Source organism: Variovorax sp. E3, assembly GCF_016082275.1.
Lineage (GTDB): Bacteria > Pseudomonadota > Gammaproteobacteria > Burkholderiales > Burkholderiaceae_C > Variovorax.
In genome coordinates, this window is record NZ_MOWM01000111.1 from 1 (window position 1) to 25,935 (window position 25,935).

At 70.1% G+C, this 25,935-nt stretch carries 20 protein-coding genes and 2 pseudogenes; 16 read left to right on the forward strand and 6 right to left on the reverse strand.

What is annotated here, in order from left to right; genetic code table 11:
• The 10 genes from BMG07_RS28605 to BMG07_RS28645 all read left to right on the forward strand — a co-directional run.
• A partial coding sequence (locus tag BMG07_RS28605) for a PDZ domain-containing protein (RefSeq protein WP_198087371.1) occupies positions 1-253 on the forward strand: 253 nt, incomplete at its 5' end.
• A 172-nt stretch (positions 254-425) separates the two neighbouring features.
• Positions 426-1,109 (forward strand): secretin and TonB N-terminal domain-containing protein, encoded by a 684-nt coding sequence (locus tag BMG07_RS28610; RefSeq protein WP_198087372.1) that lies wholly within the window; start codon positions 426-428, stop codon positions 1,107-1,109.
• 13 nt (positions 1,110-1,122) lie between these two features.
• On the forward strand, positions 1,123-1,659 hold the full coding sequence (locus BMG07_RS28615) for an RNA polymerase sigma factor (RefSeq protein WP_198087373.1): 537 nt from the start codon (positions 1,123-1,125) through the stop codon (positions 1,657-1,659).
• A 36-nt stretch (positions 1,660-1,695) separates the two neighbouring features.
• A complete protein-coding gene (locus BMG07_RS28620) occupies positions 1,696-2,568 on the forward strand; it encodes a FecR domain-containing protein (protein ID WP_198087374.1) in 873 nt (290 codons plus the stop codon).
• Positions 2,526-2,705 carry a hypothetical protein gene (locus BMG07_RS28625; RefSeq protein ID WP_198087375.1) on the forward strand — a complete coding sequence of 60 codons (180 nt, stop codon included), beginning with the start codon at positions 2,526-2,528 and terminating at the stop codon, positions 2,703-2,705. Before BMG07_RS28620 ends, BMG07_RS28625 begins: the two co-directional genes overlap by 43 nt.
• Positions 2,706-2,840: 135 nt before the next feature.
• Entirely contained in the window at positions 2,841-9,614 is a 6,774-nt protein-coding gene (locus BMG07_RS28630; RefSeq protein WP_198087376.1) for a filamentous hemagglutinin N-terminal domain-containing protein, read from the forward strand.
• Positions 9,604-9,855: a hypothetical protein gene (locus BMG07_RS28635; protein WP_198087377.1), complete on the forward strand. Its 252-nt coding sequence runs from the start codon at positions 9,604-9,606 to the stop codon at positions 9,853-9,855. The genes BMG07_RS28630 and BMG07_RS28635 overlap by 11 nt, the downstream gene beginning before the upstream one ends.
• 17 nt (positions 9,856-9,872) lie before the next feature.
• Complete coding sequence (locus BMG07_RS42995; RefSeq protein ID WP_269759491.1) at positions 9,873-14,810, forward strand: hypothetical protein; 4,938 nt, start codon at positions 9,873-9,875, stop codon at positions 14,808-14,810.
• Entirely contained in the window at positions 14,807-15,475 is a 669-nt protein-coding gene (locus tag BMG07_RS43000) for a filamentous haemagglutinin family protein (RefSeq protein WP_269759492.1), read from the forward strand. The genes BMG07_RS42995 and BMG07_RS43000 overlap by 4 nt, the downstream gene beginning before the upstream one ends.
• A 168-nt stretch (positions 15,476-15,643) precedes the next feature.
• Positions 15,644-16,045 (forward strand): sigma-70 family RNA polymerase sigma factor, encoded by a 402-nt coding sequence (locus tag BMG07_RS28645; RefSeq protein WP_269759496.1) that lies wholly within the window; start codon positions 15,644-15,646, stop codon positions 16,043-16,045.
• A gap of 28 nt (positions 16,046-16,073) precedes the next feature.
• Here the strand turns inward: BMG07_RS28645 and BMG07_RS28650 are convergent, their stop codons facing one another.
• Both BMG07_RS28650 and BMG07_RS28655 read right to left on the reverse strand, forming a co-directional pair.
• Complete coding sequence (locus BMG07_RS28650) at positions 16,074-16,514, reverse strand: SgcJ/EcaC family oxidoreductase (RefSeq protein WP_269759493.1); 441 nt, start codon at positions 16,512-16,514, stop codon at positions 16,074-16,076.
• Positions 16,511-16,891: a nuclear transport factor 2 family protein gene (locus BMG07_RS28655; RefSeq protein ID WP_198087378.1), complete on the reverse strand. Its 381-nt coding sequence runs from the start codon at positions 16,889-16,891 to the stop codon at positions 16,511-16,513. Before BMG07_RS28655 ends, BMG07_RS28650 begins: the two co-directional genes overlap by 4 nt.
• A gap of 118 nt (positions 16,892-17,009) precedes the next feature.
• Here BMG07_RS28655 and BMG07_RS28660 point away from each other — a divergent pair, with 118 nt between their 5' ends.
• The 3 genes and pseudogenes from BMG07_RS28660 to BMG07_RS28670 all read left to right on the forward strand — a co-directional run bounded on the left by BMG07_RS28660 (position 17,010) and on the right by BMG07_RS28670 (position 20,965).
• On the forward strand, positions 17,010-17,240 hold the full coding sequence (locus tag BMG07_RS28660) for a hypothetical protein (protein WP_198087379.1): 231 nt from the start codon (positions 17,010-17,012) through the stop codon (positions 17,238-17,240).
• An 80-nt stretch (positions 17,241-17,320) separates the two neighbouring features.
• A pseudogene (locus tag BMG07_RS28665) lies at positions 17,321-18,951 on the forward strand (phospholipase D-like domain-containing protein).
• A gap of 118 nt (positions 18,952-19,069) precedes the next feature.
• Complete coding sequence (locus BMG07_RS28670; RefSeq protein ID WP_198087380.1) at positions 19,070-20,965, forward strand: hypothetical protein; 1,896 nt, start codon at positions 19,070-19,072, stop codon at positions 20,963-20,965.
• 26 nt (positions 20,966-20,991) lie between these two features.
• On the opposite strand, the gene BMG07_RS28675 is transcribed toward BMG07_RS28670, so the two are convergent.
• The 4 genes from BMG07_RS28675 to BMG07_RS28690 form a co-directional block, all read right to left on the reverse strand.
• Complete coding sequence (locus BMG07_RS28675) at positions 20,992-21,420, reverse strand: peptidoglycan DD-metalloendopeptidase family protein (RefSeq protein WP_307867111.1); 429 nt, start codon at positions 21,418-21,420, stop codon at positions 20,992-20,994.
• 217 nt (positions 21,421-21,637) lie between these two features.
• Entirely contained in the window at positions 21,638-22,120 is a 483-nt protein-coding gene (locus BMG07_RS28680) for a CreA family protein (RefSeq protein WP_198087381.1), read from the reverse strand.
• A 14-nt stretch (positions 22,121-22,134) separates the two neighbouring features.
• Positions 22,135-22,686, reverse strand: coding sequence for an NUDIX hydrolase (locus tag BMG07_RS28685; protein WP_198087382.1), 552 nt, complete (start codon positions 22,684-22,686; stop codon positions 22,135-22,137).
• Between the two features lie 17 nt (positions 22,687-22,703).
• Positions 22,704-23,405, reverse strand: coding sequence for a fumarylacetoacetate hydrolase family protein (locus BMG07_RS28690; RefSeq protein ID WP_198087383.1), 702 nt, complete (start codon positions 23,403-23,405; stop codon positions 22,704-22,706).
• A gap of 363 nt (positions 23,406-23,768) precedes the next feature.
• On the opposite strand from BMG07_RS28690, the gene BMG07_RS28695 reads away from it, so the two are divergent.
• The 3 genes and pseudogenes from BMG07_RS28695 to pgeF all read left to right on the forward strand — a co-directional run bounded on the left by BMG07_RS28695 (position 23,769) and on the right by pgeF (position 25,917).
• Entirely contained in the window at positions 23,769-24,482 is a 714-nt protein-coding gene (locus BMG07_RS28695) for a tetratricopeptide repeat protein (protein ID WP_269759494.1), read from the forward strand.
• Between the two features lie 22 nt (positions 24,483-24,504).
• Positions 24,505-25,144: pseudogene (gene maiA, locus BMG07_RS28700) on the forward strand (maleylacetoacetate isomerase).
• A gap of 5 nt (positions 25,145-25,149) precedes the next feature.
• Complete coding sequence (gene pgeF / locus BMG07_RS28705) at positions 25,150-25,917, forward strand: peptidoglycan editing factor PgeF (RefSeq protein WP_198087384.1); 768 nt, start codon at positions 25,150-25,152, stop codon at positions 25,915-25,917.
• Positions 25,918-25,935 lie beyond the last annotated feature (18 nt).

Genomic DNA, 25,935 nt, shown 5'->3' on the forward strand with positions numbered 1-25,935 from the left:
TGGCGCGGCCGAGCGGCAGTTCCTGCGCGTGGACGGCGGGCTGCTGGTGCAGCGCGTGAACGCGGCGGCCTCGCGTGCGGGGGTGCAGCCGGGCGACCTGATCCTGGCGCTGAACGGCCAGCCCATCGACAGCGCCGAGGCGCTGGTGCAGGAGCTCGACGTGGCCGACGGCTCGGCCGCGTTGCTGGTGCAGCGCGGCAGCACGCGCATCTTCGTGCCGATCTGCGCGCGCGCGGGCATGTCGCGCTGCTGAGCCAGGCGCGAGGAGGGGCGCCGTGCCGAGTCATTCGAGCGTCACGAAGCGGCCCTAGCATGCGCCTCAACATGCCCCCCGGGCGGCGGCCTTCGCCGGGCGTATCGACGAACTCATGCGGCATGACCCTCCCTTTCTTCTTCATCTGGCAAGCCTCGCGCTCGCGGGTTGCATGACCCTGCTGGCCGTGGATGCGCGCGCGCAGGTGGAAGAGGCCGCGGCCACCCGCGGCGAAAGCGGGCGCGAGCGCATGCGCTTCGACATTCCGCGCCAGCCGCTGAACGCCGCGCTCGACCAGTACGGCCTGCACACCGGCCTGCCGGTGTTCTTCGACGCGGGGCTCGTGGCGGGGCGCGAGTCGACGCCCGTGCAAACCACGGCCACGCCGGCCGAGGCGCTGCGCACGCTGCTGCGGGGCACGGGCCTGGTCGCCGACTACACCGGCACAGGCACCAGCGCCGCCTTCGTGCTCAAGCCCATGCCGGCCGACGCCGTGGACTCGCCCGCGCGCACGGCGCCCGGCACCGAGGCCGCCACGCCGGCCGCACCCGCCGACCGCGGCAGCTACGACGGCCTCGTGCAGACCCGCATCTGGGAAGCCTTCTGCGGCAACCCGCGCACGGTGCCGGGCGGCTACCGCGCCGCGATGCGCTTCGTGATCGACGGCACCGGCCGCATCGCCAACGCCTTCCTGCTGCACACCAGCGGCGACCGCGCGCGCGACGGCGCGATTCTCGACACGCTGCGGCAGATCCGCATCGACCGCTCGCCGCCGCCCGAGATGGCGCAGCCGCTGACGATGCTGATCCTGCCGCGCTCGCAGACGCCGGGGCTCGAATGCCCGGCGCGCCACTGAGGCCGCACGCCGCATGCCCGAGAACGCACTGCCGGCCCTGCGCAACTTTCTGGTATCGCGCTACGACGAGCTCAAGCAGCGGCTTGCGCGCCGGCTCGGCAACACCGACCAGGCCGGCGATGCGCTGCAAGACACCTGGCTGCGCCTGGAAAGCCGCGACGACATCGACGGCGTGCGCGACCCGGCTTCGTACCTGCTGCGCGTGGCCGTCAACCTGGCCTACGACCAGCTCGGCAAGCAGGGCAGGCTGGCCACGTCCGACGAAATCGACGCGCTGCTCGAAGACGCGCCCGACCCCGCGCCGGGCCCCGCGCAGATCGCCGAAGACCGCTCGGAAATGGCCGCGCTCGCGGCGCTCATCGCGCGCATGCCGGCGCGCCGGCGGCAGGTGCTGGTGATGGTGCGCTGGGAGCATCTGCCGCAGCGCGAGGTGGCCGCGCGGCTGGGCATTTCGCTGCGCACCGTCGAAAAAGAACTGAAGGACGCGCATGACTTCTGCGCCGCCCGCATGGGCCGGCCGCTTGCCGCGCGGGGCGATCATGAAAAATAAAATGCGGTTCCCCGCGCCCGGAGCCGTCTTATGGGTATGAACATCCGAGTGGAGCCCGACCAGGCCGCAGGCCAGGCACAGCGCGAAGCGCAGGCCTGGTTGCGCCGGCTTGCGTCCGGCGAGGCCACGCAGCACGACGTCGAAGGCTTTCGGCGCTGGCAGGACGCGAGCGCGCTGCATGCGCAGGCGTTCGCCGAAGCCAAGCGGCTGTGGAAGGCGCTCGACCCGGCCATCGGCCAGATGATGGCGGCGCAGCCCGCGCTGCTGGCCGAACACCGGCAGGCCGCGCGGCAACGCAGCGACAACAAGCGCCCGCTGCGCCAGCGCCGCGCGTTCCTGGGCGCCGCGGTGAGCGCGGCCGGCGCGGCGGGTGTGGTGGCGGCGGTGTATCCGCCGCTGGCGCTGTGGCCGTCCGTGAGCGAATGGAACGCCGACTTCCGCACCGCCACCGGCGAGCAGCGCAACGTGGCCGTGGCCGACGGCGTGGGCCTGGTGCTCAACACGCAGACCAGCGTGCAGCGCCAGACGGTCGACGGCCGCACGGTCGGCATCGACCTGATCGCGGGCGAGGCGGCGGTCGATCTTTCTTCCGTGCGGCAGCCGTTTCGCGTGGTCGCGGGAACGGGCCGCAGCGACGCGCAGGCGGGCCGCTTCGAGGTGCGCCATCTCGACGGCAGCACCTGCGTGACCTGCATCGAAGGCAGCGTGCGCGTGTCGCACCCCATGGGCGCGCGCACGCTGCAGGCGGGCCAGCAGGTGGTGTACGACGCGGCATCGATCGGCGGTGCCACGGGCACGCAGGGCGCGACGTGTCGGCCTGGCGCACCGGCGTGCTGGTGTTCCGGCAGACGCCGCTGGCGCGCGTGGTGGAAGAGATCAACCGCTACCGGCCGGGCCGCGTGGTGCTGATGGCGCGCGGGCTGGCCGACCGCGCGGTGAGCGGGCGTTTCGCCATTGCCTCGCTCGACACGGTGCTGGTGCAGATCCAGCGTTCGTACGACCTCCAGGCGCGTGCGCTGCCGGGCGGCGTGCTCATCCTTGGCTGATGTTTGTGACAGCTTGATTGGCCCCCGCGCCCGGTCAGGATTGAAAAAGTTAGCGGTTTTGTTTGCGGTGTCCGGTCTGTCCAGTAAGGGGCACAGATTCTGTGCCTGTGCATTTCATTTCTTACTGGGCGTCAGATGAACACACACGAGGGACACAGCAGCAGCCGCGGCCACCGCAAGCCGGGCGCCGTTGTGCATGCGAGGAGCTTGCGCATTTCGCCGCTGGCACAGGCCATGGCGCTGGCACTGGCCGCGGGCGCGGCCGCGACGATCACCACGCCGGCGCATGCGCAGCGCGCCTTCAGCCCCACGTGGTTCGACGCCAAGGGCGCCGCGCAGGCCACCGCCACGGCCACCGGCCGGCTGCCCAACGGCCTGCCCGCCGCCAGCCTCATGGGCCCCGAGGGCCAGCAGCAGCGCGCCAACGAGCAACTGAAGCAGTCGATCAGCAACCTGAACCTGGCGGCGCGCGGCATCGCGGCGCAGCAGGCGGCACAGGCCGCGGAGCGCGCGGCGGCTGCGCAGAACGACGCCTCGGTGCCCGACGGCCTGGCCGAGGGCGGCCTGAAGGTCGACAGCAATTCGCTCACCGCGGGCTGGCTCAACGCGCGCCCGCTCGATCGCGATTCGCAGAAGAGCGTCGACGGCCGCACGGTCGTCACGGTCCAGCAGACGGCCGACAAGGCCATCCTGAACTGGGAGACCTTCAACGTCGGCAAGAACACCACGGTGGCCTTCGCGCAGCAGAAAGACTGGGCGGTGCTCAACAAGGTGAACGACCCGCAGGCGCGCCCCAGCCAGATCCAGGGCCGCATCCGGGCCGACGGCACGGTGATGGTGGCCAACCGCAACGGCATCGTCTTCAGCGGCACCAGCCAGGTCGACACGCGCAACCTGGTGGCGGCCGCCGCGAACATCGACGACGCCAGCTTCAAGGCCAACGGCATCTACGCGAGCGGCAACACGCCCAACTTCAAGGACGCGCTGGGCAAGGTCGAGGTGCAGGCGGGCGCACGCCTTTCCACGCCCGCGCCGACCTCGGCCACGCAGGGCGGCGGTTACGTGATGCTGCTGGGCAGCGAAGTGCGCAACGCGGGCGAGATCGCCACGCCCGGCGGGCAGGCGCTGCTGGCGGCGGGCGACAACTTCACCATCCGCAAGGGCGTGGGCACCGACGGCAATCAGGGCTCGACCACGCGCGGCAATGAAGTGGCCGTGACGCTGGCCGCCAACAGCAAGGCCGGCCTCGTCAGCAACACGGGGCTGATCCAGGCACCCACCGGCGACGTCACGCTGGCGGGCCGCGAGGTGGCGCAGAACGGCGTCATTCTCTCGAGCACTTCGGTGAACGCGCGCGGCACGGTGCACCTGGCCGCGACCGGCGCCACCGGCAAGGTCACGCTCGGCGAAGGCAGCACCACGGCCATCGTGCTCGACACCAGCGGCACCACCGCGCTCGACAGCCAGCGCACCGCGCTCATGGCACCGGCCGTGCAGTTGAACAACACCAGCGGCATCATCCTGGCGGGCAACGACCGGCGCGACCTCTCGCGCGTGGACGTGGCCAGCGGCGGCACCGTGGAGTTCCAGAAAGACTCGCTCACGCTGGCCACCGGCGGCCAGGTGATGGTCGACGCCAAGCAGCGCAGCCTGGTGCGCGAGGGCGCGCGCATCGACGTCTCGGGCGCGGTGGGCGTGAAGCTCAGCATGGAATCGAACAACGTCAAGATCAACGTGCAGGGCAACGAGCAGCGCGACGCGCCGCTCAACCGCGACAGCAAGAACCTCAACAACACCGACCTGTGGATCGACCGGCGCACGCTGGTGTTCGTGGCCGGCGGCACCAACGGCTACCAGGGCGAGCGCTGGTACACGGGCGGCGGCCTGCTCGAGGTGGGCGGCTACCTGGGCACGCAGGGCCACACCGTGGGCGAGTGGATGGCGCAGGGCGGCGCCGTGAGCTTCGCGGGCGGCGACGTGGTCACGCAGCGCGGCTCCAGCATCAACCTGTCGGGCGGCACGCTCGACGTGCAGACCGGCATGCTCAACCAGAGCTGGCTCAAGGGCGCCGACGGGCGGCTGTACGAAGTGTCGAAGGCACCGGGCGACCTGCAGTACACGAGCGTCTACAAGGGCTTCGAGGACGAGCACGCGCGCTGGGGCAAGAACGCCACCGGCTTTTTCTACAACCCGCTGATCGGCCCGCAGAAGCGGCTGGAAAACGGCTACACCGTGGGCCGCGACGCGGGCCTGCTGATCGTCGCCACCAAGGGCGCGGTGCTCGAGGGCGACATCGTCGGAGAAACCTTCCAGGGCGAGCGCCAGACACAGGCGCCGCAGGCCGGGCTCGACGGCTACCGCCAGTCGGCCAGCGCCGCCGCGCAACGCGGGCAACTCATCGTCGGCAGCTACGACAGCTACTTCGACAAGAGCAGCGGCACGCTGCATCGCCGGCTCGACGCGAGCGGCGTGAAGAACGTGGTCCTCGGCGACACGGCGCAGGCCATTGCGGCGGGGCTCGACCTGTCGACCGCGCTGCCGGCCGAGCGGCGCGACACGCTCTACCTGGACACCGACTTGCTCAGCGGCTTTCGCCTGGGCGCGGTGCGCGTGGCGGCCACCGAGCGCATCGCGGTGACGGGTGCGCTGCAGGCCGGCAGCGGCGGCAACATCACGCTGTACAGCCCGAACGTGAAGGTCGGGGCCGACCTCGTCGCGCACGGCGGCAGCATCCAGTTGGGCAACGTGCTCGAGCAGGTCAGCACCAACTACCTGAAAGACACGACCAGCCTCGCCGCGCCCGCCAACGGCACGAGCACCGTGGTGCTCGCGGGCGGCGCGGCGCTCGACACCAGCGGCCTGTGGAGCAACGTGCCGAAGAACCCGCTCGACGCGGGCGGCGTGGCCTGGCGCAACGGCGGCAGCGTGTCGGTGCGCAGCACGGGCGACGTGGTGCTGGGCAACGGCAGCGTGGTCGACGTGTCGTCGGGCGCGGCGTTGCTCTCGAAGGCCAGGCAGCAAGGCGGCAAGGGCGGCAGCATCACGCTCGAAGCCGATGGCGCCAACGTGGGCAACGGCCATGTGTCGCTCGACGGTGCCGCGCTGCGCGGGCAGGGCGTGGACGGCGGCGGCACGCTGACCGTGCAGTCCAGTCGCATCGCCATCGGCGACACGTCCGGCACCACGCCGGCCGACACGCTGATGCTCGACGCGGGCTTCTTCGACAAGGGCTTCAGCCGCTACGCGCTCATCGGCAACCGCGGCCTCGCCGTGGCCGAGGGCGCGCAGGTCGAGGTGACGATGCCGGTGTACCGCTTCGGCGCGAACGCGCAGGACGTGGCCACGGGCAGCAGCCCGGCCAGTACGCTGGCGCTGTGGACGCCGCCGCTGTATCAAGAAGACCCGACCAAGGCGGTGCTCACGCAGCGCAAGGGCGCGAGCGTGTCGCTACAGGCGGGTACCAGGAGCACGCTGGCCAAGGATGTCCCGGGGGTGGAGGTCGTGATCGGCAAGGGCGCGGTCGTCCATGTCGATCCGGGCCAGGCCATCGAGGTCGGCAGCGTCGGCCAACTGACGGTCAACGGCACGCTGCGCGCGAACAACGGGCGCATCGCGCTGAAGAACATCGAACTCGCCGACCGCGAGATGGACCAGATCGTGGCGCGCGCCCACGCGCGCTCGATCTGGATCGGCGAGCAGGCGGTGCTCGATGCGTCGGCGCAGGCGACCACCGCCACCGACATCAAGGGCAAGCACTACGGGCTGGTGCGCGACGGCGGCAGCATCGTGATCGGCGGCGATGTCGACCCGCTGGTCGGCAAGGCCAGCGCAGCGCAAGACTTCATCGTCGTGCGGCCGGGTGCGCTGATCGATGCGTCGGGCACGCATGCCGTGCTCGACGTGCCCGGCATGGGCGCCACCGACGTGGCCAGCAACGGCGGCAGCATCTCGCTGTCGTCGTACAGCGGCATCTACCTGGACGGCACCTTGCGCGCCGTGGCGGGCGGCGCGCGCGCGGCCGGCGGCACGCTGAGCGTGGCGCTCGATTCGCCGGGCGTCTTTCTCACGGGCGACCCGGAAACGCTGGCGCAGAACCGGGTGCTGCGCCAGCGCATCGTGACACTGGGCACCGCGCAGGGCACGCCAGCCACGTCCGCGGCGCTGCAGCCCGGGGTGGACGACGGCACGCTTGTCTATGGCTCCGCGCGGGTGGGTGTGGACACCATCGCACGCGGTGGCTTCGACAACCTCTCGTTGCTGGCCGGCGCTGCGCTGGTGATGGAAGACGGTGTCGACCTGCGCATGCGGCAGAGCCTGAAGCTCTATGCCTCGAGCCTGGCACTGGCCGAGGGTGCGCCCAAGGACGCGCGCGTGGCGCTGGCGGCCCCGCACGTGCGGATGTGGGTGTCGGCCGGCCCGACCCTGCGCGAGGGGCAGGACGTGCCGGGCGTCATTTCCGGCAGCACCACGCCGCCCGACGCGCGGTCCCGCCTCGATGTGGGCGGTGACCTGATCGAGGTGCGCGACGGCATCGGCTTCGGCGTCAACGGCCTGCTCAAGCTGTCGGACAAGGGCGAAGCGCGGGCGGTCGACCTGCCCGGTTTCGGGCTTGTCACGCTGGCCAGCACCGGCGACCTGCGCTTTCTGCAGGGGCGTGCCGTTGCCAACGTGTCGACCCAACTGAGCACGCTCGGCAGCCTCACGCTGCGGGCCGCGCAGATCTACGCCGCCACCGGCGTGATCGCGCGGGTGGCGGCGGGCGTGGTCAAGGACGGCAAGTACCTGCCTGACAACGTGCTTCGCGTCGAAGGCACTGGCACGACACCGGCCATGCCGTATTCGGCCTTCAGCGACCTCACGCTGACCGCGGGTGTCATCGAGCAGGGCGGTGTGCTGCGCGCACCGCTCGGACACCTGACGCTGGGCGACGAGATGACCACGAAGATCAACCTGCTGCCGGGCAGTGTTACCTCGGTGAGCGGCCAGGGGCTGAACATGCCCTACGGCGGTACGGTCGACGGCATCAACTACCTGTACAACGGCCAGCAGGTCAAGCTCACCGGCGCGGGCGCGGGCGACGCCTACAACCGGAACCAGAGCATCGGCATCACGTTCGCCGGCGCCAGCGTGGCAGGCCGCGAGGGCGCCACGCTCGACTTGTCGGGCGGCGGCAACCTGACCGGAGCGGGTTTCGTGAGCGGGCGCGGCGGCTCGACCGATGCACGCTTCAGCCCGCTGATGCAGGTCGGCGCCAACGGCGGATTCACGCTGCCGGGGCTGGCGACCAATCCGGTGTACGCGATCGCGCCCGGCGTGCAGCCGGCGGCCGCACCCGCTGGCGGCGAGAGGGGCGCGGTCGACCCGCTGGTGGGCCAGCGGATCACCATCGGCGCCGGCGTACCGGGCCTGCCCGCAGGCATCTACACGCTGATGCCGTCCACCTACGCGCTGCAGAAGGGCGCCTTCCGCGTGGAGCTGAACGGCACGGCCGGGTTGGGGGCACCGGTCGGCACGCAGGCCATGCGCAACGGCTCGTGGCTCACCGCCGCGCAATTGAGCGTGGCCGGCACCGGCAGCGGCGACACGCTGTTCCGCCAGGCCATCGTGACTTCGGGCGACGTGCTGCGCAGCTACTCGCAATACAACGAAACCGGCTATGCCGCCTACGTGCAGGCCGATGCGCTGCGCAACGGCATTCCGCGTGCCATGCTGCCGGCCGATGCCAGGAACCTGCATCTGAAGCTCGTACCGGGCGCGGGAGCCGAGGCCTTCCGCTTCGCCGGCGCGGCGCGCTTCAACGTGGGCGAGGGCGGCCGCGGCGGTTCCGTGGTGGTCACGCCCGACAGTGGGGAGGCCATCGAGGTGGTCGCCGCTGGCGCGCCGGCCACCACCGGCTTCAACGGCATCACGCTCGACGCGGGTGTGCTCAGCGCAATGGGGGCGTCACGCCTGCTCATCGGCGGGCTGCAGTCCGCCCTCTATGGGCAGGCCGGCAATGTCATCAATACCGGGGATGGCGCGCTTTCCGTGGTGGTGCGCCAGGGGGCATTGCTGTCGGCTCCCGAGGTGTTCCTGTTCGCCTGGGGTCAGAACGACTCCGCGGTCAACAGCGTGGTGGTCGAACAGGGCGCGCGCATCAACACCATTGGCCGGGGCAAGGCGGCCTACGATGCCGACGACGGCTTCGTCTACGGCGCCATCGGACAGATGCTGATGGTGTCCAACGGCAAGGTGGGCATGCTGCCGGTGCCGCCGAGCCAGGCCCTTTCGGACAACCGCAGCCTGCAGATCGGCGCGTGTTCCAGCGCCTCGTGCACAGGCCAGACCGAGCTGTATTCCGAAGGCACCATCGCCATGGTCACGCCCGACCGCTTCGAGATGAGCGACGCGGTGCGCTACGGCACGCGCCACCTCACGCTGGCGGTGCGCGGCATCAACGTGGGCGACACCGCCGCGCTGGCCCGTGCGGCCGCCGGCAACACGCTGCCGCCGGGCCTGGCCATGAGCCAGGCCGTGCTCGACCGCCTGTTGCGCGGCGACCGGCAGTACGGCGCGCCCGCGCTCGAGACGCTGGAGCTCAGCGCCAGCGGCGGCGTCAACTTCTTCGGCACCTCGGCGCTGGACACCATCGACCCGGCCACCGGCAAGCCGACGATGGCGCAACTGGTGCTGAGCACGCCCGCCATCTACGGCCAGGGCGGCGCGGGAGACGTGGCGACCATCCGCACCGGAAACCTCGTGTGGCAGGGCGCGACCTCGGTGCCGGCTTCCGTGGCAAGCGGCGGCGCGGGCACCGGCAGCGGCACGCTGAACATCGAGGCCGAGCGCATCGAGTTCGGCTACGGCCCCACCAGCCAGCCCAGCGGCATGGACAACGCCGCGCGCCTGGTGCTGGGCTTTGCGACGTGAACCTGAGGCCGGCGACCGCATCACCGCCAACAACAAGGGCAGTCTCTCGGTCTATCAATCGCAGGGCGTCTATGAAGCGGGCAAGGGCTTCGCGTACAGCGGCGGCAACCTGAACATCGTCTCGCCGCTGCTCACGGGCGAGGCCGGGTCGGTGAACCGCATCACGGCCGGCGGCGCGCTGTATGTGACCGCGCCGGCCGGCGCGGCGGCGGCCACCGGCACGGCGCTGGGCGCGAGCTGAGCCTGGCCGGGCGCGACGTGACGCTCGACACGACCGTGGCGCTGTCCAGCGGCAAGCTCACGGTCAGCGCCGAGCGCGACCTGGTGCTGACCGATCGCGCGGTGCTCGACCTGGCGGGCCGCAAGGTGACGTTCAACGACGTGGCCAGGTACAGCAGCGGCGGCGACGTGGTGCTCGAAAGCCTGCACGGCAACCTGCGGCAGGCGGCGGGCTCGGTGATAGACATCTCGGCGAAGAACAACCGCGCCGGCACGCTCAAGGCCATGGCACTGGACGATGCGGCCGGGGCCGGCCTGGTCGACCTGCAGGGCCGCATCCTCGGCGCGAGCACGGGCCGCTACGACGCGGGCGGCACGCTGGTGCCGTACCTGGCCGGCAGCGTGGAAGTGCGCGCGCGGCAAATGGGCGACGCCGAATTCGCGGCGCTCAACCAGCGGCTGAACGACGGCGGCGTGTTCGGCGCGCGCAGCTTCCAGTTGCGCCAGGGCGACCTCAGCATCGGCAACGGCCTGAAGGCCGGCGAGGTGAACGTGTCGCTCGACAACGGCAGCCTGACCGTGACCGGCACCATCGACGCCAGCGGCGAGCGCGTGGGCCGCATCAACCTTGCGGCAAAGAACAACCTCACGCTGGCAGGCGGCGCGGTGCTCGACGCACACGGCAGCACGCTGCGTGTGGACAGCTACGGCAAGATCATCGATTCGCCGAACCGCGCGATGGTCGAGCTCACGTCGAACGACGGCACGCTCACGCTCGCCTCGGGTTCACGCATCGACCTGCGCCACGGCACCAGCGCCAAGGTGGGCGGCGCAGCGGGGCAGAACGACGGCATGGCGCGCGGCACACTGGAGCTCAACGCGGGCCGCACGGGCGAGACCGTGGGCGACATCCGCATCGACGCCAGCGGCGGCATTGCCATCGACGGCGCACGCTCCATTGCCGTGAACGGCATGTGGCGCTACGACGACGCGCGCTTCGGTACCGACGCGGCGGCCACCGGCCGGCCCTACCAGGTCATCGACCAGGCGTACCTCGACGCCAAGGACCTGAAGAGCACCGCGTTCATCGACAACGCGCTGGGCAATGCCGTGCTGATGAACGGCAAGCTCGCGGGCCTGAACAACGCGCGCTACGCCGACGCGTTCCACCTGCGCCCCGGCGTGGAAATCGTCAGCAAGACGCCCGACGGCGACCTGGTGGTGCAAGGCGATATCGACCTGTCGGGCTATCGCTATGCGAGCGCCAACCCGCACACACAGAAAACGGGCGTGTACGGCTCGGGCGAAGTGGGCAAGCTGGCCATTCGCGCGGGCGGCAACCTGGACATCTTCGGCAGCATCAACGACGGCTTCGCGCCGCCGCCCGCCACGCAGGACGACGGCGGCTGGCTGCTGCTGCCCGGCATCAACCTGGTGGGCAGCGACATCGTGGTGCCGCGCGGCGGGGTGGAGTTGGCCGACGGAACGATGTTCGAAGGCGGCGGCACGCTGAACTACGACCTGCCGATCAAGTCGATGCGCTTCCAGGCCGGCCAGTTGATGCCGGTGGCGAGCGTGCTGGCCGAGGCGCTCCAACTCAAGGTGGGAACGGTGATCAGCGCCGATGTGCGCAGTGCCTCGGGTGCGTTGCTGTACGCGGCCGGCAGCATCATCGGCGGCGCCAGCGTGACGTTGCCGGTGGGCACGCGCCTCGCGGCGGGCATGCGCTTGCCTTCGGCCGTGACACTGTCAGGCGTGGTGTGGCCCAAGGGCGTCGCGCTGCCGGGCGATGGCCTTTCGAAGTACACGCTGAGCGGCAAGCTGACGCTGCCTTTGGGCGCGCTCCTGCCGGCGGCGACGAACATCAAGCTGGCCGCCGGCGTGACCTCGGTGAACCTGCGCCCGAACGGCACTGGCAGGCTGTGGGCTGCGGCGGCCATGCTGCCCGAAGGCTCGCAGTCGTGGTCGGTGCGGCTGGTGGCGGGGGCCGACCTGGGTGCGGTGGACAACCGCATCTTGCAGGTGCACCCGACTCGCGGTGACCTTCGGTTGGCGGACAGCCACTACGGCATGTTCGGCAAACCCGGGGGCCAGAGGTGGACCGAGGAGGGGGCGCTGGACTTCTACGGCGACCCGGGCATGACCGGCGAACTGATCGACTTCGAGGACCTCAACTATCCGGGGTTGTGTGATGACGTTCCCTCGTATTGCGACTTGAGCAAGGTGACCTACACGCCGACACCCGGCAGCGTGCGTTTCAGTGTGCTGCGCACCGGCGCGGCCGACCTCGACTTGCTGGCCGCCGGCAACCTGCGCATGGATTCGTTGTTCGGGGTGTACACGGCCGGGTCGTCGTCGCAAGCAACGCGCGCCAACGATCCCTACAACCTGCCACGCGCGGTAGGCCCCAGCGGCACGGTGCTCAACGACGCCAGCGGCGCCTACGAGAAATTTGTCAATGGCGGAGCTGAGAACCTGGCCCGCGCCTGGTACCCGGCATCGGGCGGCAACCTGACGCTCAAGGTCGGCGGCGACCTGACCGGCGACATGACGCTGGAGATCGACGGCTCCGGCTACGGGCGTCCCAACCCCAACGACAAGGGCACCAACAGCGGCGAGATCGGCAACTGGCTGTGGCGCCAGGGAACGGGCGCCACCTTCGGCGGCGGGCAGGACCAGGCGAGCGCATGGTGGATCAACTTCGGCAGCTACGTTGCTCCCGCCAGTTCGTTCACGGCCTCGGACACGCTGGTCGGCTTCACCGGCTACGGGACGCTGGGCGGCGGCGACCTGCGCGTGGACGTGGGCGGCAATGCGGGCGTGCAGGCCAAGCGTGGCGAGTTCCTGCGCTCCATGTACAGCAACCCGCGCAGCCAGGGCCTGGTATTGGCCGTGGGCGGCACCGGCCGCGTGCTGGCGGACGGCAGCCTGAGCCTGACTGGCGGTGGGGACATGCAACTGCGCGTGGGCGGGACCTTGAACCCGTTCAACAAGGCGCCGCGCGACGGGGACAGCGGCGACTTCAACGCGCGGCTCAACGGTGTCATCGTCAATCTTCGCGGCGACATGCAACTGCAGGCCGGTGCGGTCGGCACCCTGCCGTTGCGCTACGGCCTGGACAACCGCACACAGTCGCCGAGCGAGATCCGTGCCTACGACCCCTACACTGCCACCCGAGCGGCGGCGCAGGGCGGCATCGTGCTGGCGCCGGGCGACGCCAACTACACGCTCACGACACGCGGCGACCTGGTGGTCAAGGGCGTCGTTGATCCGGGGCGCTCGATCCTTGCCAATGCCACGCCGTTCAGTGCGAACGGCGCGGACGGCCAGGGCCGCAGCTGGTTCTCGCTGTGGACGCCGGTCTCCGCCATTGGCCTGTTCACCACGGGCGGCGACCTGGTGCCGATGGCTGGCGGCTCGGGCCTGTGGGGCTCCGATTCCGCCTACGTGTATCCGTCGATCCTGAGCGCGGTGGCCGCGAGCGGCAGCCTGTACTACGGCGGTGCCGCGACTCACGATAGCGTGGCGGCCGGCGATCCGCTGGTGCTGGCGCCCGCGGCCAACGGCCTGCTGGAGTTTTTGGCGAACGGTTCGATCTATGCCGGCGGAAACCCCGCCAGCCAGTCCGGCGCCGGTATCACGGCACTGGCGACGCCGTTCCGCCCGGCCTTCGAGGGCACGACGAGAAACGGCGACGCGGTGACCAATGTGCGTGGCGGCAACAACTCGGGTGGCGAGAGTTACCCGCCATTGTTCGCCTTCGGCCCGAACACGGTATCGGGCGAAGCGGTGGGCACGCAGCCGGCGCGCTTCTATGCGGTGCACGGCGACCTGGTCGGCGTGAGCAGCGGGCGCATCATGCGCTTTGCCGCCAACGACCCGACGCGCGCGGGCCAGACCTGGTACGAGGGCGCGCAGCCGGTGTGGATGATGGCCGGGCGAGACATCGTCGCAAGCGGCACGCCGATCGGGCAGGGCGATGTCACGAACGGCCTTGCGCAAACCTACTTCACCAGCACCGGCAACCTGTTCGCGCACCAGCAGCCGGGCGACATCTCGGTGGTCTCGGCGGGCCGCGACATCCTGTTCAGCACCTTCAACGTGGCCGGCCCCGGCACGCTGGAGATCACGGCGGGGCGCGACATCCGCATGGAGAACAAGGCCTCGGTCAGCAGCCTCGGCGCAGTGGTGCCGGGCGACAGCCGGCCCGGCGCCGGCATCGCGATGCTGGCCGGCGTGGGGGCCCACGGGCCCGACTATGCGGGCTTCGCGCAGCGCTACCTCGACCCGGTCAACCTGCTGCAGGGCGGGCAGGCGCTGGCCGACCAGGCGGGCAAGGTCGTGAAGACCTACAACCGCGAGCTCAAGCTGGGCGAGTGGTTGCGTACCGAGTACGGCTACGCCGGTGATGAAGCCGGCGCGGCGGCCTGGATGGCGCAGCGCCAGGCCAGCCTGGACGCGGACACCGGCAAGCCGCGCCGCGTGCTCGCCAACGACTACCGACAGGCCAGCCAGCTGTACCTGGTGAACTGGCTGCAGGCCTCGCAAGGTTATGGCGCCAACGGCAACGGCAGCGCATCGGACGCACTGGCCTTCTTCAACGCGCTGCCGCCCGAGCGGCAACGCAGCTACCTGCGCGGCGTGTACTTCGCGGAGCTGAAGGAGGGCGGGCGCGAATACAACGACGAGAGCGGCGTGCGCTACGGCAGCTACCTGCGCGGGCGCAATGCCATCGCGACACTGTTCCCGGGCACCAGCTACAAGGGCGACATCACCATGTTCGGCTCGGCCGGCGTCAACACCCTGTTCGGCGGCGACATCGCGATGCTCACGCCGGGCGGGCGGCAGGTGTTCGGCATCGAGGGCGAGGCGCCCAAGGCCGTGGGCAGCCTGATTCCGGGCGTCATCACGCAGGCGCGGGCGACATCTCGCTGTACTCGCTGGGCAGCATCCTGCTGGGCCAGAGCCGGATCATGACCACCTTCGGCGGCAACGTGCTGGGCTGGTCGGCCGAAGGCGACATCAATGCGGGCCGGGGCTCCAAGACCACCGTGGTCTACACGCCGCCCAAGCGCGTGTACGACCGCTGGGGCAACGTGGTGCTGTCGTCGGACGTGCCGAGCACGGGCGCGGGCATTGCCACGCTGAACCCGATTCCCGAAGTGCCGGCCGGCGACATCGACCTGATCGCGCCGCTGGGCACCATCGACGCGGGCGAGGCGGGCATCCGCGTGTCGGGCAACGTCAACCTGGCGGCGCTGCATGTGGTGAACGCCGACAACGTGCAGGTGCAGGGCAAGAGCACCGGGATGCCGGTGGTGGCGTCGGTGAACGTCGGTGCACTGACCAATGCCAGCGCGGCGGCGGCGCAGGCCAGCGCCGCCGCGCAGGACGTGATGCAGCGCGAGCGCGCGGCGCAGCGCCAGGCCTTGCCGTCGGTGTTCACGGTGCGCGTGCTGGGCTTCGGCGACGAGCCGGCGGGCGGCGTGCCGGGCACGGGCGAGGTCCGGCGCAAGCCGGCGGAGCAGGCGAGCTACGACCCGTCGGGCTTCATCCAGATGGTGGGGCACGGGGCGCTGAGCGACGCGCAGATTGCGCGGCTCAGCGAGAACGAGCGCCGCGGCCTGCCGCGCGGACGCTAGCCCGCGCCGCCACGCCATGACCACGCTCATGTATGCGCCCTGCGGCAAGGCCGCAGGGGCCGACCGCGCGCCCGCACCGGACTTCCAGGCGCTGCTGGTGGCGAACTACGCGGCGCTGCATCGCCGGCTCGCGCGCCACCTGGGCTGCGCGACGCGGCCAGCGAGAGCCTGCACGACGCCTGGCTGCGGCTGGCCGGCGCGAGCCCGGGCGAGTCGGTGCTCAGCCCGGCGGCCTACATCTACCGCGTGGCCTGCAACGCCGCCATGGACCGGCTGCGCGCCGAGCGGCCGTGGCTGCTCGCGGGCGATACACAAGACACGCTGGAGCACGTGGCCGACCACTCGCCCGGGCCCGAGCTGATCGCGGAGGCGCGCTCCGACCTGAAGGCGGTCGAGCGCGCGATGCAGGGGCTGCCCAACCGGCACCAGGACATCCTGGTGGCGCTGCGGGTGCACGAGCTCACGCGGCACGAGGTGGCGGTGCGGCACGGGCTGTCGCTGCGGCGGGTCGACACCACGCTGCGGCAGGCGCTGCTGCGGTTGCCGGTGGGGCGGTGCGCCGTGGCGTGATGCCGCTGCTGCTGCTGCCGCCGCGTGGTCAGGCGCCGCGCCCGGCCCGCAGCACGGTTTCTCCGGTGCGGGGATTCGTCAGGGTGACGTTCTCCAGCGCCTTGATGCGCCACGCGCCGCCGGCCTGCCGCGTCAGCACGGCAAGGATCAGCGTGTCGACGGCGTGGGGCCCCGCCGGGTGCGCCGCGCCGGCCGCCAGTCGGCTCCAGAAATGCACCACGGCCGCGTCGTCGCCGAGGGCGGCCACGTCGATCAGCTCGTTGTCGAGCGTGGAGTCGCTGTAGATGGTGGCGTGGATGGGCGCATGCAGTTCGACGATGGCCGGGGCGCCGCGCACGTAGTGGCCGAACCGGTTCACGAATGTCGCGTCCGCATGGAACAGGGCGCCGAGCGCCTGCATGTCATGGCTGTTCCAGGCCGCTTGAAATGCCTGGGGCGCGTCTTCGGGTTGCTTCATGGGCGTCGTCATGTCGTCTCCACCCATTGGGCGCGCCAGGCGGGCGCCTCGAAAGGGTCGGCGAAATATTGCGTCTCGCGCGACACCTTGCCATCGCGGAATTCCATGATGCTCACGGTGAAGGCGCTCTTGTCCCCGTAGTCGATCGAATACTCGGTGACCCAGAGGTTGCCCGCGCCGGTGATCCGCCGGACCGCGAACCCCGACGGCTTGCCGGGATGATGGCTGCGAAGCGCCTGCAGGTTGCTCCGGCCGTGAATGACCTCGCCCGACTGCGGGTAGCTGCACACGGCATCGTCGTGATAGATCTCGTGCTCGGTGACCTGATCGCCCGCGGCGGAGGCGGCCCAGTGCCGGTCGATGGCCGTGCGGATGTCTTGCGCTTTCATGGTCGATCTCCATTGGGGTTGGCTTGGCCGGACCGCACACCACCCGCATCAGTCGAAAGTAGTGCTTAGGGTTTAAATTCTTTGCACCGCGGAACAAAAGGTTTATGGTGTTCTCACCATGGACAGCGCCCGGCTCGATCTTCGTGTTCCAGAAGGCTGGACGTGCTGGGTCGAGCTTATGCGAACGCCCAGCGGCACGTACGCGGGCATTGCGGAACTGAGCCTGAGCGGCATCCCGCGCTGCGCGCTGGTGATCACGCAGCAGTTGTCGTGGGATGCGGCGGTGGAGCGCGCCACGCTGCGCGCGAGCCATTTCGTGCGGCAGTGGGGGCCGGCGCGGGAGCACTGATCGTTCGGGGTGTACGGCGGTGCGCGGCGCGGGCTCGTGGTAGAAACCGCGAGCTTTTTCAACCCACGCTCCCTTTCTTCATGCCGCACTCTCCCTGCCGGGCCGCTGACACACCGTGTGCCCGGTGGCTGGCGCGGCTGTTTGCCGGCTTTTTTGCATTGCTGTTTCTCGCCGGTTGCGCGGGCCTGCCGACCGACGTGCAGCGCACGCCTTCGACAGCCATCGCGAACGGGGCGGACACCGCGCTCGGCCGCCTCGTGCAGGCGGCCGCGCCGCCCGGCGAACCGCTGAGCGGCTTTCGCCTGTTGCCGATGCCGCAGTTCTCGCTGCATGCGCGCATCGAGCTGGCGCGCCGCGCGCAGCGCTCCATCGACGTGCAGTACTACCTCGTGCAGAACGACGAGACCGGCCGCTACCTGCTGCGCGCGCTGCGCGACGCGGCCGACCGGGGCGTGCGCGTGCGGCTGCTGGTGGACGACCTCTACACCGCCGGCGCGACCCGCTGTTCACCAGCTTCGCCTCGCACCCGAACGTGCAGGTGCGGCTGTTCAACCCGTTCCCGGCCGGGCGCGACCGTTTCGGCACGCGCTGGGCGTGGTCGATCCTGGACTTCGACCGCGTGCACCGGCGCATGCACAACAAGCTCTACGTGGTGGACAACGTGATCGGCGTCATGGGCGGGCGCAACATGGCCAACGAGTATTTCCTGCGCGACGGGGGCTCGAACTTCATCGACATCGACACGCTGGTGGCCGGGGCGGTGGTGCCCCGGCTGTCGTCGCTGTTCGACATCTACTGGAACAGCCCCTACGTCTACCCGATCGGCGCGCTGGTGCCGCCGGGCAACGAAACGCCGCAGCAACTGCGCGAGCGCTTCGACCGGCTCACCACCGGGCCCGAGCAACTCCACCCCGAAGCGCCCGATTCCACCGACCTGCTGGGCAACAACCCGCTGGCCAAGGACCTGGACGCCGGCGCGCTGAAGCTGGTGTGGGCGCGCGCCGAGGCCTACGCCGACCCGCCGGACAAGGCGCTGGCGCCCACCGAGGCCGCGCGCGGGCTGCCGGCCGACGAGTCGAAGGACAGCGTGCTCTACAACCTGCAGCACTACCTGCGCGGCGCCGAGAACGAGGTCATGCAGACCACGCCCTACCTGATCCCGGGCCGGGGCGGCATGGAAACGATCCGCCTCGTGCGCGGCAACGGCGTGGGCTACAGCATCGTCACCAACTCGCTGGCGGCCACCGACGAATCGCTGGTGCACATCGGCTACCGCCGCTACCGGCCCGAGATGCTGCGCCTGGGCGTGGAGCTGTACGAGCTGAGCCCCAAGCGGGTGGAGCAGACCCGGCGCTTCGGCATGTACGGCTCGGCCAGCGGGCGGCTGCACGGCAAGTCGGCGGTGATCGACCGCAAGATCGTGTTCATCGGCTCGATGAACTTCGACCCGCGCTCGATGCTGCACAACACCGAGGTCGGCATCTTCATCTTCAGCCCGCAGATCGCGCAGCAGCTCACCAGCCTGATCGGCTTCATCCGGCTCGACGGCGCCTACCAGCTGCAGTTGGGGCCCACGGGCGCCATCGAATGGGTGAGCCCGGCGTCGGGGGACGCGGCCGACACCCTCTTGCACACGGAGCCGGAAACGCATTTCTGGTCGCGCTGGAAACTGGAGCTGCTGGCGCCCCTGGTGCCCGAGAGCTTGCTCTAGGTTGCCCGGGGCCCGCATCCTCAAAACAGAGGATGGGCAGGAGAGGGGGCTCACAGAAGAATCGCACCGCTCGTAACGAGTTGATTCTTTTGTTTACCCCCTTCATCCAGAACCATCCATGAACACCATCTCTGTGGCTCCGGCCGCCTCCCTCCCGTTCTTCAAGACGACGCGCTGCGCTTGCGCCGTGGCGCTTCTGATCTCGCTCGGCGCCTGCGGCGGTGGTGGGGGCGGCGGTGGCGGCGGGTTCGCGGGTTTGCCGGTGGCAGGGGGTAACCCGCCCGCCAGCAACCCGCCGCCGGCGGCGGCCGCGGGCTTCTCGGGCACGGCCGCGGCGGGCCTGCCGCTGTCGGGCTCCGTGACCGTGAAGGACGCCAAGGGCGCCACGAAGACAGTGCCCCTGTCCACCGACGGCAGCTACAAGGTCGACGTCACCGGCATGACCGGGCCCTTCGTGTTCCGCGCCGAGGGCACGGTGGGCGGCCAGCGCGTGGTGATCCATTCGGCCGCGACCGATGCCGACGCCAACGGCACCATCAACATCACGCCGCTGACCGACCTCGTGGTGGCCAACATTGCCGGCAAGCTGGCCGACAAGTACTTCGACGGCGGCGACTTCGCCACGCTGTCGGCCACCGAGCTCAAGGCCGAGTCGGACGCGCTGAAGGCCAAGCTGCTGCCGGTGCTGCTGGCCATGGGCGTGGACTCGAGCATCGACCTGCTGCGCACCGCGTTCTCGCCGCTGTCCAGCGCGCTGGACAAGGCGCTCGACGTGCTGCGCGTGAGCATCGACCCGGCCACCAACGTGGCCACCATCACCAACATCGTGACGCAGCAGCAGATCGTCGACGACCTTGCCGTGAAGGCCGCGCAGGACGCCGGCACCACGCCCATGAGCGGCGCCGGCATGGAGACCGCGGCCGACGACGTGGTGCAGGTGCGCAAGGCGCTGTCGGACATCGTGGCCAAGTTCGCGACCGGGCTGCCCGCGTCGGGCGAGCTGCTGCCGCTGCTGTCGAGCACCAGCAACAGCGCCTACAACTTCCGCCTGGCCGATGCGAGCGCGAGCCAGTTCACGGACGACCTGGCCGCCGACACCAACATGGTGGGAGCGAGCTTCGCCGACGTGGTGATCACCCGCATCAACTACACGGTCGATGCCAACAACCTGGCGCCGCGCGCCTTCGTCGAGTTCACGCACAAGGACAAGAACGGCGTGGCCTTCAGCAACAACAAGGGCATGCAGGTGGTGAAGGGCAACGACGGCGTGTGGCGCTTTCGCGGCGACGGGCGCGTGTTCGACATCAACCCGCATGTGCAGGCCTTCAAGGACCCGGTGTCGGGCTGCGTGACCACGAGCATGGAGTTCTCGATCCGCGACCCGAACCCGGGCAACAGCAGCGCGGCGGTCGCGGTGGTGGTGACCGGCCCGGGCCTGCCGCCGAACGGGCTGCGCTATGCGCGCGCCGCGACGGCGGGCGACCTCTGGCAGTTGCAGGGCGGCGTGGGCAGCCAGTACCCGTTGGCGTCGAACTGCGTCGGCGCGTCGACGGCGGGGCTGAGCGACAGCGACATCGCGGCCCTGCCGGCCACGCCCGAGTACACGTTCACGGCGTACACCAGCGGCGGCGCGGTCGCGCAGGTCTCGGGCAGCACGTCGGACATCGTCTACAAGCAGAGCTTCAATGCGCGGCCGTTCACGCTGGCCGAGGCGGTGGCGCTGAATTTCCCGGCCTTCACCACCACGCCGGCGCTGGCTTCGTACAGCGGCGGCAGCGACTTCGTGGTCAATGCGACCGGGCTGAACCCGGCCTTTTCATCGGAGTTCTACCTCGCCGTGGTGGGGGCCGGCCCCACCGCATGGTCGGACCAGAGCGACGTGGCGCCGTCCGAGGCGGGGGCGGCGTCGCACACCTTCAGCGCGCCGCCCGCCTCGGGCCTGGTGATGCGCAACATGTTCGTGAGCACGCGCGACGCGAACTGGCGCGAACTGGTGGTGCGCCAGGCGAACTGACCGGGGGCGCTGCCGGCCCGTTGCCGTTACTGCGGCGACGGTATCCGGCCGTTGAGGTAGGGCTCGGGATCCACGGGGTTGCCGTTCTTGCGGATCTCGAAGCGCAGCTTCACGCGGTCGGCGTTGCTGCGGCCCATTTCGGCGATCTTGTCGCCTTGGCGCACCACCGCGCCTTCCTTCACGAGGATGGTCTGCAGGTGCGCGTAGGCGGTCAGGAAGGTCTCGTTGTGCTTGACGATGACCATGTTGCCGTAGGCCGGCAGCTCGCCGCCCACGTACACCACGCGGCCGTCACCCGAGGCAATGACCGGGTCGCCGAGGTTGCCGGCGATGTCGATGCCCTTGGTGCGGTCGCCGTCGAAACGCGCAATGACGGCGCCGTTCGCGGGGCGGATGAACATGGCGGCCGGGCGTTGCTGCACCGGCGGCTTGACCGCGCCGGGGCCGTGGGCCACGGCGTGTTGAGGTCGACGGAGGTGCACGCCGCGAGGCCCGCGGCAAGCAGCGCCGCGGCGCCGGTACGAAAAACGAGAGTCTGGAATTGCATGGCGCTCTGTTGGAACGGATTCGTTGCGGAGGGTTCCTTCGGTGCGGCTTCGCAGGAGCGGGCCGCGCGGCAGATGCTAGCAAACTCGTGTGCCGGTTCGCCCCGCGGGCCCGGCGCGGGCCCTGTCACTTGAGCGGAATCGGCGTGCCGCGGTCGATGGGCACGGCCGTCACGCTGTTCTTGGGCGAGCCGTCGATCAGCAGGTCGGAGTAGGTCAGGTAGATCAGCGTGTTGCGCTTCGGATCGACCATGCGCACCACGCGCAGGCGCTTGAACAGCACCGACAGCCGCTCGCTGTAGACCTCTTCGCGCTTGGGCAGCGGCTGCGTCACGGTCACCGGGCCGACCTGGCGGCAGGCGATGGAGGCCTCGGCCTTGTCCTCGGCCACGCCGAAGGCGCCGGCCAGGCCGCCGGTCTTGGCACGCGAGACATAGCAGGTCACGCCGGTGACCTTGGGGTCGTCATAGGCTTCGACCACGATCTTGTGGTCGGGGCCGATGAGCTTGAACGCGGTGTCGACATCGCCCACCGTTTCCGCGTGCGCCGATGCGGCCAGAACGACGCCCAGGCCCAGGGCCGCGCGCAGGAGGGAGGAGCGAAATGTCATGAGGGCAGGGCGCTTCAAACGAGGTCGATGGTGTGGACGCGGTCGAAGCTGCCGCGGCGGCGGTCTTCGAAGAAGTGTTCGAGCGTTTCGCGCACGGTGCGAAAGGCGATTTCTTCCCATGGAATTTCTTCCTCGGTGAAGAGCCTGGCCTCGATGGTCTCGTGGCCGGGGTCGAACTTGTCGTCGAGCAGGCGGGCCCGGTAGAACAGGTGTACCTGGCCCACGCGCACGACGCTGATCACCGAGAACAGGCCTTCCATCTCGAAGTTCGCGCCGGCCTCTTCGTCGGTCTCGCGGGCCGCGCCCTGGGCGGTGGTTTCCTCGAGTTCCATGAAGCCGGCCGGCAGCGTCCACTTGCCCCAGCGCGGCTCGATGTTGCGCTTGCACAGCAGCACCTCGTCGCCCAGGACCGGAATGGTGCCGACCACGTTCAGCGGGTTCTCGTAGTGCACGGTGTGGCAGGCCGGGCAGATGGCGCGCTGCTTGGTGTCGCCGTCGTCCGGAATGCGGTAGACCACGGCGGTGCCGCAGTTCTTGCAGTGCTTGATGGGTACGCGCAAAAACATGAAGCCGTCCGCCGCCTTCAGACGATCTTGACGGTCAGCGCCGGCAGGCCCGCGACCTGGCCCACGAGCGTGTCGCCGGCCACCACGGCGGCCACGCCTTCGGGCGTGCCCGTGAAGATCAGGTCGCCGGGTTGCAGCTCCCACGCGGCCGACAGGTGCTCGATGGTTTCGGCCACGTTCCAGATCAGCTTGCTCACGTTGCTGCGCTGGCGGTCGGTGCCGTTCACCTGAAGCGAGATTTCTGCCTTTTCGGCGTCGCCGGCCTGGGCCACGGGCACGATCGGGCCGATGGGCGCGCTCTGCTCGAAGCTCTTGCCGATGTCCCAGGGGCGGCCCTGTTTCTTCATGTCGTTCTGCAGGTCGCGGCGCGTCATGTCCAGGCCGACCGCGTAGCCGTAGATGTGCTTGTGCGCATCGGCGGCCAAAATGTTCTTGCCGCCCGTGCCGATGGCCACGACCAGCTCGATCTCGTGGTGCAGGTTCTTGGTGAGCGTGGGGTAGGCCATGGCGCCGGTCTGGCCGGCATCGACCGCCACCAGCGCGTCGGCCGGCTTCATGAAGAAGAAGGGCGGTTCGCGGCCGGTGAAGCCCATTTCCTTGGCGTGATCTTCGTAGTTGCGGCCCACGCAATAGATGCGGTGCACCGGAAAGCGGGTGGGCTGGCCGGCCACCGGAACCGAAACGGTGGCGGGCGGGGCGAAGACAAACTCGGAAGCCATTGCGACGTGTCCTTTTTCAGCGAAACCTGGCGGGGAAACCGGCAGTGTGCCAGAGGCGGCAGGCGGTCGCCGGCATGAATCCCCGGGGCCCGTGGGCGGCACACAATAGGCGTCTTGCGCATTTCATTCTTCTGTTTCGAGTTTTTTCACCATGCCCATCCGACTCGGCAAAGCCGGCAAAGCCACCGCCTTCAACGAACTGGGCCGCCGCCGCGACGATGAAGGCGACCAGGACGGCGCGCTGCAGGCCTACGCGCAAGCCAGCGCCGTCCACCCCTACTGGGCCGCGCCTGGTACAACACCGGCCTCATCCACAAGTACCGCGGCGAATGGGCCGCCTCGCTGCAGGCCAATGCCCGCGCCGTGCAGTGCGAGCCGGACAACCAGGGCGCGATCTGGAACCTGGGCATCGCGGCCACGGCGCTGGGCGACTGGGCCACGGCGCGGCGCGCATGGCGGCAGTACGGCATCGGCATTCCGGACGGCGAGGGGCCGGTCGATCTCTTCATCGGCCTCACGCCCATTCGCGTGCACGGCGACGAGGCCAGCGAGGTGGTGTGGGCCGACCGCATCGACCCGGCCCGCGCCATTCTGCGCAGCGTGCCCACGCCGGCCAGCGGGCACCGCTTCGGCGACCTGGTGCTGCACGACGGCGCGGCCAACGGCTACCGCATGCGCGGCGAGCGCGAGGTGCCGGTGTTCGATGCGCTCGAATTGATTGCGCCGTCGGACTACGCGACCTACGAAGCCTCGATCGAGCACGCGACGCAGGAAGACATCGACGCGCTCATCCAGCGCTTCGACGCGGCCAAGGCCGGCGCCGAGAACTGGAGCACCAGCATGCAGATGCTGTGCAAGGCCTGCTCCGAAGGGCGTCCCTACGGCGAGGGACACGACCACCCGCCGGGCGACGCATTTGGCGAGGCGCCGGGCACGCTCGGCCCCTGGCGCGTGGGCATGGCCGTGCGCAATGAAGCGGACGCCCATCGCATCGTCGGCGAATGGCGCGCCGCCACCGCCCCGAAAGCCACGCTGCGCGAGTTGCGTTGCGTGCTGCCCGCGACACCGCGCGCCTAGTGCGCGCTATGCTTGGAAAATCATGAAGCTGCATAACTATTTCCGCTCCTCCTCCTCGTTCCGCGTGCGCATTGCCCTGAACCTCAAGGGCCTCGATTACGAGTACGTTCCCGTGCACATCGCGCGCGGCGAACACCGCACCGGCTCTTACCCCCGCCATCTCGGCCGACATGCTGGTGCCGCTGCTCGAAGACGACGGCGAACGCTTCTCGCAGTCGATGGCGATCATGGAATACCTGGACGAAGTGCACCCCGAGCCGGCGCTGCTGCCCAGCGACCCGGCCGGCCGCGCCCATGTGCGCGCGCTGTCGCAGTCGATTGCCTGCGAGATCCATCCGCTCAACAACCTGCGCGTGCTCAAGTACCTCGTGAAGGACCTGAAGCTCGACGAAGAAGCCAAGAACGCCTGGTACCGCCACTGGGTGCGCGACGGCATGCTGGCCTTCGAGCGCCAGCTCGCGCAGCACCCCGCCAGCACCTACTGCTGGGGCAACACGCCCACCATGGCCGACTGCTGCCTGGTGCCGCAGGTCTTCAACGGCCGCCGCTTCGACTGCGACTTCAGCGGCCTGCCGCGCAGCATGGCCGCCTTCGAGGCCTGCATGGAGCTGGACGCCTTCCAGCGCGCGCAGCCTTCGCAGTCGCCCGACGCGGAAGCCTGAGGCCCATGACGGACCCGCGCTGGCTCGTGCCCGCGTGGCCCGCGCCGCCGAACGTGCGCGCCGTGTGCACCACGCGCGACGGCGGCGTTTCGCAGGGGCGCTACGAAAGCCTGAACCTCGGCGACCACGTGGCCGACGACGGCGCGCATGTCGCACAGAACCGCAGCCGCCTGCGCGCGGCCATCGGCGCGCAGCCGGTCTTCCTGCAGCAGGTGCATGGCACCGGCGTGGTCGCGCTCGATGCGGCGCAAGACATGGTGCGCGACGGCACCGCGGCCGATGCCTGCACCGCCACCACCGTGGGGCTGGCCTGCACGATCATGGTGGCCGATTGCCTGCCCGTGCTCTTCACCGACGAAGCGGGTGAGCGCGTGGCCGCGGCGCATGCCGGATGGCGCGGGCTGGCGGGCGGTGTGCTCGAGCAGACCGCACGGTCGTTCGCAAGCAGCACCGACGGCGCGCCCAAGGTCATTGCGTGGCTGGGGCCGTGCATCGGCCCCAAGGCCTTCGAGGTCGGCCCCGAGGTCAAGGCCGCATTCGAGGCGCATGCGCCCGAAGCCGCCGCGTGTTTTCAGCCGTCGGCATCGCCGGGCAAGTGGCTGGCCGACCTGCCCGCGCTGGCGCGCCAGCGGCTGCGCGCGGCGGGCATTGCGGCGGTCTACGGCAACGACGGCGGCGACAGCTGGTGCACCGTCGCCAATCCGTCACGGTTCTTTTCGCACCGGCGCGACGGCATCAGCGGGCGCTTCGCCGCCCTGGTCTGGAAGGCCTGAGCTTGCGGCCGGCGGTGC

Coding starts and splice junctions, on each gene's coding strand:
- BMG07_RS28660 (WP_198087379.1), top strand. CDS start 17,010: ATGGACAGCGCCCGGCTCGATCTTCGTGTTCCAGAAGGCTGGACGTGC.
- BMG07_RS43000 (WP_269759492.1), top strand. CDS start 14,807: ATGACCACCTTCGGCGGCAACGTGCTGGGCTGGTCGGCCGAAGGCGAC.
- BMG07_RS28685 (WP_198087382.1), bottom strand. CDS start 22,686: ATGTTTTTGCGCGTACCCATCAAGCACTGCAAGAACTGCGGCACCGCC.
- BMG07_RS28620 (WP_198087374.1), top strand. CDS start 1,696: ATGAACATCCGAGTGGAGCCCGACCAGGCCGCAGGCCAGGCACAGCGC.
- BMG07_RS28655 (WP_198087378.1), bottom strand. CDS start 16,891: ATGAAAGCGCAAGACATCCGCACGGCCATCGACCGGCACTGGGCCGCC.
- BMG07_RS28680 (WP_198087381.1), bottom strand. CDS start 22,120: ATGACATTTCGCTCCTCCCTCCTGCGCGCGGCCCTGGGCCTGGGCGTC.
- pgeF (WP_198087384.1), top strand. CDS start 25,150: ATGACGGACCCGCGCTGGCTCGTGCCCGCGTGGCCCGCGCCGCCGAAC.
- BMG07_RS28690 (WP_198087383.1), bottom strand. CDS start 23,405: ATGGCTTCCGAGTTTGTCTTCGCCCCGCCCGCCACCGTTTCGGTTCCG.
- BMG07_RS28610 (WP_198087372.1), top strand. CDS start 426: ATGACCCTGCTGGCCGTGGATGCGCGCGCGCAGGTGGAAGAGGCCGCG.
- BMG07_RS28615 (WP_198087373.1), top strand. CDS start 1,123: ATGCCCGAGAACGCACTGCCGGCCCTGCGCAACTTTCTGGTATCGCGC.
- BMG07_RS28670 (WP_198087380.1), top strand. CDS start 19,070: ATGAACACCATCTCTGTGGCTCCGGCCGCCTCCCTCCCGTTCTTCAAG.
- BMG07_RS28650 (WP_269759493.1), bottom strand. CDS start 16,514: ATGACGACGCCCATGAAGCAACCCGAAGACGCGCCCCAGGCATTTCAA.
- BMG07_RS28630 (WP_198087376.1), top strand. CDS start 2,841: ATGAACACACACGAGGGACACAGCAGCAGCCGCGGCCACCGCAAGCCG.